2 protein-coding genes and 1 pseudogene are annotated in these 2,939 nt (G+C 30.9%); all 3 read right to left on the bottom strand.

What is annotated here, in order from left to right; all coding sequences use genetic code 11:
- Positions 1–459: pseudogene (locus tag U881_RS10155) on the bottom strand (hypothetical protein); the annotation flags it as partial.
- 241 nt (positions 460–700) lie between these two features.
- Complete coding sequence (locus U881_RS0100100; protein WP_024652875.1) at positions 701–2,332, bottom strand: BTA121 domain-containing protein surface lipoprotein; 1,632 nt, start codon at positions 2,330–2,332, stop codon at positions 701–703.
- 337 nt (positions 2,333–2,669) lie between these two features.
- On the bottom strand, positions 2,670–2,939 hold a 270-nt coding region (locus U881_RS12410; protein ID WP_038362933.1), incomplete at its 5' end, for a hypothetical protein.

Here is a 2,939-nt window from a genome sequence, read left to right as displayed (position 1 = left end):
TTTAACTTTGTCTGATTTCCAATCAATCAGTAGACTACGAAACTCAGCATTATCATACGTCTTATAATTACTTCCAATAGCAGGATCACACAATACTTTTTGTATATGCGCAATTGCCATTCTTCTCCCCTCTTCAATCCCAAATTCATCAAGTAAAACATTAAGTTCATCATCTACAAGGACAGGCTCCAAATTATCGTAAATTTCTAAATCCTTATCCACATAATTATAATAACTGAACACCTTATTTACAGTATATTGCATACCCTCTTCGCGTAAAGATACATCTTCTTCAAACCCACCACCTTTGTGTACAAGTTTAACAAAATCAGATCTCCCAACTCCAACTTTAGGTCCAGGTGCCTCTGGAGACTTTAAATTACAACCGAGTATTACAAGTAATGACAATAAAAAAATAAATGTTTTGCAAAAAAACTTACAGATTTTCCCTCTAACCATCAAATATCTCCTCTTTTGATTTTTTTAATACCAAAAACATCAATGCAAATTCAATAGCATTGCCACAAATTTTATATCAATATTTTCATCAATATTATTATAAAATTAACAACAAATTCATTTTATAATGACAATTATTATAACACAAAAATGACGTATTAATGATCACTAATGGTACATATAAATGTACCATTAATAAATATTTCAATTATTTATCATACCTAAATAAAACTAAATAAAATTAAGAAACATTGTGAGTCTTAACACTGTCTCGAATTTTAGCAAATTTCGTCTCATAATCATTTTTATCAGTCTTATCCTCTGCACTATTAAACTTAAACGTAAAAGTATCAGCTTCAACAGCATTAAACAATTGTCTCAAATACAATTTATAATCAGCTAAGACCTGATGATAATCTCTTCTAGAATCCTCTTTAAATTTAGAATCAACAAAAGCATTAATAGCGCTCAAAGCCTCTTCTCGACGTTCAAAAACTTTGGAATGCTCAACTATGAAATTATCAAAACGAGAATTATTTCCTCCCAATAGAAAATAAAATTCATAATCTCTAGTATATTTTCTGTCATCAGAAGAAACAGTAACACTAGGATCAAATACTACTTCTTTTATCCATTCAATCACTCTTCTTTGTGTAGGATTCAATCTTTCATACTCATAAATAAAATTACTCTTTGCAATTAAAAGCGTATTAAGATTTGGGAAATAACTATCAAAGTAAGGCTTAATAGATAAATCATCAATAGATGAAATATCTCTATAAAGTGCAACAGCAGAACGTTTATCAAATAAACTTTTTAAACGCACTGAATAGTCCTTCAGTTTTTCAGGCAACTCATTGTTCATTTCTATTTTAAGCGCAGACAAGCCTGCTTTTAGGCCATCTCTTATCGGAGCTAAAGCCCCGGAATCCTCCTTTACATCATCAACTAAACCAATCAAACTCACAATATCATCTTTCCTATTCTTATAGCCCCAATACACAAGAATCACTTTTTGAAGTTGTTTATCATCCAAACTACTAAGTAAAGTATCAAATTCTTCATTACTATATGTCCTATAATTTTGCTCTACTGCAATCTTAAGATCAGTTACTATATTTCTCAGTTCCTTAACTGCTTCCCCAACATCAGAAAATTTTGAGTAACGATCTGCCAAAGTTACAAATCCTGATGCATCGGTTTTAAGTATTTCTAAATTTTTATAATAGACCTTCTGGTTTTTAAAATTGACATGTTCTACAACAGCATCATATATCTTAGATACAGGATTCCTAAATATTTCCTTAAGGACAAATGCATAATTCCTCTTAATACACCCCAATCTATAAAGTAATCCTCGTCTATATGCACCATCACTAATCTTTTCAATCTCTGACTGAACTGCTCTAAACTCAGACAAAATTGGCAATAGTTGAGTAGCAAGTCTTTTAACATCATCTTCTCCCAACCTGTTAAGCATACTACGAAATTCAACAGGAGTATAAGTATTGGCATTACCCTGCATACCCACAATAGTGGCATCGCATAATACGTATTGTATATGTGCAATCACTTTCTTCTCTTCTACTTGCATGTTAAATCCATCAAGTAGAGCATCAAGTTCATTATCTACAATGACAGGCTCTAAATTATAGGTAACAGCTAAATTGTCTTCGATATTTTGATTAATATCTTCTTCAGCCACTGCTGCATGTTCCAAACCCGCAATTCTACCTCCACCCTTATCTATAACAGATCTAGTCGCTTTAACTCCACTACCAGGAGTCTGTGAATTACAACTTAGCATCATGAATACCATAAATACCAATAAAAATAATAAAATACATATTTTATAGACTTTATCTTTAGTCATTAAATATCTCCTTTTCAACTTATTTGACACCAATAACATCAATGCCACTTTAATAGCATTGACCCCAATATTAACATCAAATTATTATCAATAATCGTTATTAAATTAATATCATACCAATTTAATAACGATCTATTATAACACAAGCTAGCACTACAAACACTAAAAAATAAATTGAAACATTATGCAGAATCCCGAATTAGAGATCTGCATAAAATCTATTCATAATCAATCTTTAATTTTCAAGAGTACTAAGCAGTACTTAAATGGTAAGTTAATGGCACACATTAAAATGTACCATTAAAAATATTTTAATTATTTACCCATGCAAATAAAATTAAGAAGCATTAAAAGCTCTAACATTGTCTAGAAGCACAGCAAATCTCTGCTCATAATTTTCTTTTCTGTCTCTATCCCGATCAAATTTAAGATCAAAAGTACCACCTTCAACATTATTAAACAATTCTCTCACATACAATTTATAATCTCTTAAAACCTTATTGTAACTTGCCTCAAAAGCCTCTCTAGATTTAGGATCAACAAGCGCATCAATAGCTGCTAAAACCTCCCTCTGACGCTCAAAAACATTGGTATGCTCATCTATAAA

The sequence above is a fragment of the Borrelia persica No12 genome (assembly GCF_000500045.1).
Taxonomy (GTDB): domain Bacteria; phylum Spirochaetota; class Spirochaetia; order Borreliales; family Borreliaceae; genus Borrelia; species Borrelia persica.
The sequence above is the reverse complement of the archived record's forward strand: the minus strand, read 5'-3'. Positions and strand labels throughout refer to the sequence as shown.

Excerpts from the sequence above, each read along its gene's own strand:
- U881_RS0100100 (WP_024652875.1), bottom strand. The coding sequence starts at position 2,332 with ATGACTAAAGATAAAGTCTATAAAATATGTATTTTATTATTTTTATTG.